The following is a 4,853-nucleotide window of genomic DNA, read 5'->3' as shown; positions in this document are numbered from 1 at the left end:
CTTGTTGCCCCCTTGCGGTGGACGCAGACTTTCATCCGCTTTCCGTCCACCTCGTGCTCCTCGATTTTGGCGATATTGTGCGCGACGTCATAGAGGACCTCCATCCCGAGGGAACGGGCCGATTTCCCGAAGACCTCCTCAAAAGACTCCCGAATCCAGTGGGTGATGAGCTGGCGGTTCGCCCAGGCAAAGTTCGCCGCCGAAACCATGGCCGCAAAGTACCCTCTGCCCTCAGGAGAGGACAGGGGCGCACAGGCAAGCTGCCTATCCGGTACCTTGATGCCGTAGCGGTTCATGGCATTCTGCATCTTCTGGAGGTAATCGGTGCAAATCTGGTGGCCAAAACCCCGGGAACCGGTGTGGACCATGATGATAACCTGGCCCTCAAAGAGCCCAAAAATCTCTGCCACATCGGGACGGAAGATGCGCTCAACGACCTCAATCTCCAGGAAGTGGTTCCCTGAGCCGAGGGTGCCAAGCTGGTCCTTCCCCCGCTCGATGGCCTTGTCGCTCACCGCGTCAGGGTCTGCACCTTCCATGGCGCCACCCTCTTCAATGTGGTCTTTGTCCTCAGGCCAGCCAAAGCCCCGGGAAATCACGTACTGCGCCCCCTGAGTCATGACTCTGCGGAGCTCACTCGGGGAAAAGGAGAGCTTTCCCTCTGAACCCACCCCAGAGGGGATGTTCCGGAAAAGGACCGAAAGGAGTTTTTCAAGGCGCGGAAGGACCTCGTCTTTCGTGAGGTTCGTCTTCACCACCCGAACGCCACAGTTGATGTCAAAGCCCACGCCTCCAGGGGAGATAACCCCATCTTCCTCAAGAGCCGTGGCCGCCACACCCCCAATGGGGAACCCGTACCCCCAGTGGATATCGGGCATGGCCAGGGATTTGCCCACAATCCCGGGCAGAAAGGCGACGTTTGCCACCTGCTCCGGGGCCTGGTCTTTGCGGATTGCCCGAATCATCCGCTCACTGGCGTAAATAACCCCCTCAACCCGCATTCCGGGTTTGTAATCCTTGGGGATTCGGAAACGCCAGTCGTCTATCTTCTGCAGTGGGCCACTCCACTCAGGCATCGCCTTCAACCTCCCCTCAGATATCGAAGTACACCTGTGCCCGGAAAAGTCCTGGCTCAACCTCCTCCACCTTCACCTCGTGGTACGTACAGGCCTTGACGATTCGGAAAATCTCATGTTTCGCAAAATCGATTGGTTCCCCGTACACCTTTCCCTTCAGGTAGTACTGCCCGAGCTCGAGAATCTCAAAACGGGCAAGGAGCACTTCCTCAGCCTCGAAAAGGTAGAGTAGCTCATTAAGCCAGGTGACAAGGAGATCCTCGTAGTCGCTTCCCTCTACAGAGACAGAAGCCTCGAATCCTTCGCCTACCTTTTCTAACGCCCCGATGAGGGAAAACATTCCCAGGGCAGCGTTGGCGAAGAGCTCCTCCAGGGACCTTCCCCAGGCCACAAGGCCAATATCTGCGGTGTGGTCGAGAACCTCAAAGGGTTTCATCGCCATCAGTACCCGATTGGAACCCCCTCTCCAGGGTAAAAGAAGGCCCTGAGCTTGTTCACGAGAATCTCCGTGGCGTTGAGAAAAGCCTCCTCAGTGCTCCCGCCAATGTGGGGGGTGCAGATGACGTTCTCCTGGGCGAGGAGCTCGAGGTCCTGCGGAGAAGGAGGTTCAGTCTCGTACACATCGAGCGCCACTCCCGCAAGATGCCCATCCCGCAGGACCTCAAGGAGCGCCTTCTGATCGACAACCTTTCCCCGGGAAGTGTTGATGAGGTAGGCACCCTTTTTCATCTTCCGGAGCATCTCCCCCGAGAGGAGCCCTGCTGTTTCGCTGTTGAGGACCACATGGAGTGAAACAATGTCGCTCCGCTCAAGGAGCTCCTCAAGCCGGAAAGCCCGCTTCACCCCCCGCCGGACAAACTCCTCCTCAGGGACATAGGGATCGTAGGCTATGACTTCGGCCCGCATGGCCTTCACGATTTCGGCGACCCGCCGGCCGATGCTCCCAAAACCCACCACGCCCCAGGTCTTCCCCTCAACGGTTCTCCCGGTGTACTTCCCCTTGGCCCACTTCCCCTCCTTGAGGAAGGCACAAGTCAAATAGAGGTGGCGCAAAAGCGCAATGGCAAGCCCTATGGTGAGCTCCGCCACACTCCCTGCCGAAGCCTCAGGAGTATTCATAACCTGAATGCCCCGGGCTTCACACGCTTTTTTATCGATGTTGTCCGTCCCCACCCCCGGACGGGCAACGACCTTGAGCCGGGGGGCGTGCTCGATAATCCGGGCAGTCACAAGGGGCTTGGAACGCACAACGAACACGTCCTTGTCCCCTATGGCCCTGATGATTTCTTCCTCATCGTCTGAGGTGAGGACCTCCACCGGGCCGATTTCCTCCGAAAGGCGCTTCACCATATCCTCAGGCACACCCCGAGCACAGAGAATACGAATTGCCTCCTTCACCCTCCATCCACCTCCGTCTCCGCAGTATGCACACCTTTCCGGAGCACCTCAAGAATACCATGGATTTCCGAGATACTTAAGGTATCCCCACACCGCACCCAAAGGGTCCTATCTCTTCGAGGAACAGGACCGGCAAGAACCCCCCTCCTCCGCAGGGAAAAAAGGAGCTCTTCCCTCTCCACCCCCTCGGGGAGCTCGAGAATCACAATCAGTGGGAAAAGATTTCCTTCCGTAACCCCAAACCCCAAAGCCCTTGCCCCCTGGCAGAGGGCCTCCCTCAGGTAAAGGCGCTGCTTTTGGATATCCTCCCATCCCATCGCCCTGAGGAACTTGAGGCGCTCCCCAAGAGGAGAAGGTAACTCCTGAGCCCATTCCCGAATCCGGGAAAAATCCAGGGAAAACCGGGGACAGCGGGCACGTTCCCGGGCTTCCCAGGCCCTCTCCCCAACCACAAAAAGCGACACATCCCGGAACGACAGGGGCTCAGAAACCACCGCAAGATCAACCCCCCACGCATCAAGCTCGAGAGGAAAAACCCCAAAGGCATCGCCCACCTCGGCGACGAAAAGAACGCCAAAGGACCGGCACACCTTCCCGAAAGCCTCAAGGTTGAGGGAAAGACCGGAATCCCGCTCCACGTGGGGCACAAGCACCCCCCGAACTGCTCTCTTCTGCGTCCAGAGAAGAAGACGGAGATCCTCGCAGGACGGGGCCTCTCCTCCATACCCCCCAAGGCGGATCACCGAAAGCCCGAAGGCCTCGGCAATCCTTGCCCAGCACTCTCCCGTTCCCCCGAACACCGGGACAACCACCGTGTCCCCCGGGGAGAAGGAGTTCACCACCGCCGTCTCAAGCCCCAGTACCCTCGGAAAGGGCGAAAAGAGAATTTTGCTTTCTGTCCCCAGAAAATGCCGTACCGTCTCCATTGGAGAAAACAAAAGCTCCCGCCCAAGGGGCGAGAGCTCTCCCGCGGTGCCACCCTTCTTCGGTGGTTACCCACCCTCAAAGCGCTAACGCGCCACACAGCGCGTTGGGTACTACTCACCCTTCGTACCCACAACTCCAGGGCGGATTCAGGGAAGGAGAGGACCGGCTCTCACCTTCTCCGGTTCTCTGCACCTCTCCGGACTCCCCTACTGCTCCCCTTCATCGTCGTTTCGAATTTCCCTGATACAGGAACTATACCACAAAGCCCGGGAAAGTCAACAGGTTGCGGATTGACGAGAGTTTCGTTCGTCCTGCCGCCCCTACGAGCCTCCCTCACTCGTGCCCCCGCAGGCAAAGCCCCCGCCACTGCAACAAGGGCAACACCACCTGGAACCGGCATAACCCCACGGGGGTTTCTTCTTGCTCTCCTTCGAGCCCACAGGGAGGAGCTCATGGGGGGTAATTCTGACTTGGTATCCCGGGAAAACCACGAGAATATGGCTCCGGAGAACCAGAGCGTAGGGCCCCCTGCGGGCCAGGAAACGAAGGTTGCCATCCCTCATCCGGGGGTAGCATAAATACCCACCAGGAGATATCTCCGAAGCGAGGAAAACAGGGGACTACCCCGTTGCCATTGGAGTGCACCAGAGAAACCAGGAGGTACTGGGAACACTACCTGCGATTCTTCTCCTCGAGAATCGAAAGAAAGATGGCCACCAGTTGGGGATCGAACTGGGTTCCGGCGCAGCGCTTGAGCTCCGCCATGATACGCTCCTCGGGAAGAGCCTGCTTGTAAGGCCGTCCGTAACGCATCACCTCATAGGCGTCGGCCAGGGCAATAATGCGGGCAAGGAGGGGAATCTCTTCCCCCCGCAATCCCCGGGGGTAACCGGTGCCGTCGAAGCGCTCGTGGTGGGACCAGACCTCCTCGGCCACGTGGGCGAATTCGGGAGTGGCGCGGACGATACGGTACCCGAACTCAGGATGGGTCTTGATGAGGGCCCACTCTTCCGGAGTGAGGGGCCCGGGCTTGCGCAGGAGTTCCTCAGGAAGGACGATCTTCCCGATGTCGTGGAGCATAATGGCAATTTTCAGACGATGCTTCTCCGACTCGGGGAGCCCAAGCCTTGTGGCAATCGCCAGGCCCACTTCCTCCATGCGCCGGGTGTGCACCTCAGTTTCGTAGCTTTTCGCCTCCAGGGCTTTCAAGAGGGCACTGATGATGGCACTGCGGGAGCTCCGGGTTTCGGCCAGTTTCTCCCGATACATCTCGTCCTCGGCCCTGCGCAGGACTGCCATCAGGTTCTCTCCGTCCCTTTCCCGGGTTGCAAGACCCAGGGCCAAAGAGAGCGGAACATCGTGGATGTACACGCTCTGGGCATTGTGACGAATCTTTTGGCAGATTTCCTGGCTCTCTTCCGGGGAGGTTCTCGGCAAGAGCACCAAAAACTC

4 protein-coding genes, 1 pseudogene and 1 other annotated feature (1 of these 6 running past the window's edge) are annotated in these 4,853 nt (G+C 58.8%); all 5 genes and pseudogenes read right to left on the bottom strand.

Going from position 1 to position 4,853, the window contains the following annotated elements:
- A pseudogene (locus H5U36_02880) lies at positions 1 to 1,076 on the bottom strand (RtcB family protein); it reaches 372 nt to the left of the window's first position.
- Between the two features lie 16 nt (positions 1,077 to 1,092).
- Complete coding sequence (locus H5U36_02875; GenBank protein ID MBC7217117.1) at positions 1,093 to 1,518, bottom strand: archease; 426 nt, start codon at positions 1,516 to 1,518, stop codon at positions 1,093 to 1,095.
- A complete protein-coding gene (locus H5U36_02870) occupies positions 1,518 to 2,474 on the bottom strand; it encodes a hydroxyacid dehydrogenase (GenBank protein MBC7217116.1) in 957 nt (318 codons plus the stop codon). The genes H5U36_02875 and H5U36_02870 overlap by 1 nt, the downstream gene beginning before the upstream one ends.
- Positions 2,471 to 3,400, bottom strand: coding sequence for an alanine--glyoxylate aminotransferase family protein (locus tag H5U36_02865; protein MBC7217115.1), 930 nt, complete (start codon positions 3,398 to 3,400; stop codon positions 2,471 to 2,473). The genes H5U36_02870 and H5U36_02865 overlap by 4 nt, the downstream gene beginning before the upstream one ends.
- A 22-nt stretch (positions 3,401 to 3,422) precedes the next feature.
- Positions 3,423 to 3,633, bottom strand: a binding site (T-box leader).
- Positions 3,634 to 4,073: 440 nt separating this feature from the next.
- Entirely contained in the window at positions 4,074 to 4,838 is a 765-nt protein-coding gene (locus H5U36_02860; protein ID MBC7217114.1) for an HD domain-containing protein, read from the bottom strand.
- Between the last annotated feature and the right edge of the window lie 15 nt (positions 4,839 to 4,853).

Source organism: Candidatus Caldatribacterium sp., assembly GCA_014359405.1.
Taxonomy (GTDB): domain Bacteria; phylum Atribacterota; class Atribacteria; order Atribacterales; family Caldatribacteriaceae; genus Caldatribacterium; species Caldatribacterium oleiphilum.
This window is presented reverse-complemented; position numbering and strand designations above follow the sequence as displayed.

Bases quoted from the DNA above. Each gene is read 5' to 3' on its own strand.
- H5U36_02875 (MBC7217117.1), bottom strand. From the start codon at position 1,518: ATGGCGATGAAACCCTTTGAGGTTCTCGACCACACCGCAGATATTGGC.
- H5U36_02865 (MBC7217115.1), bottom strand. From the start codon at position 3,400: ATGGAGACGGTACGGCATTTTCTGGGGACAGAAAGCAAAATTCTCTTT.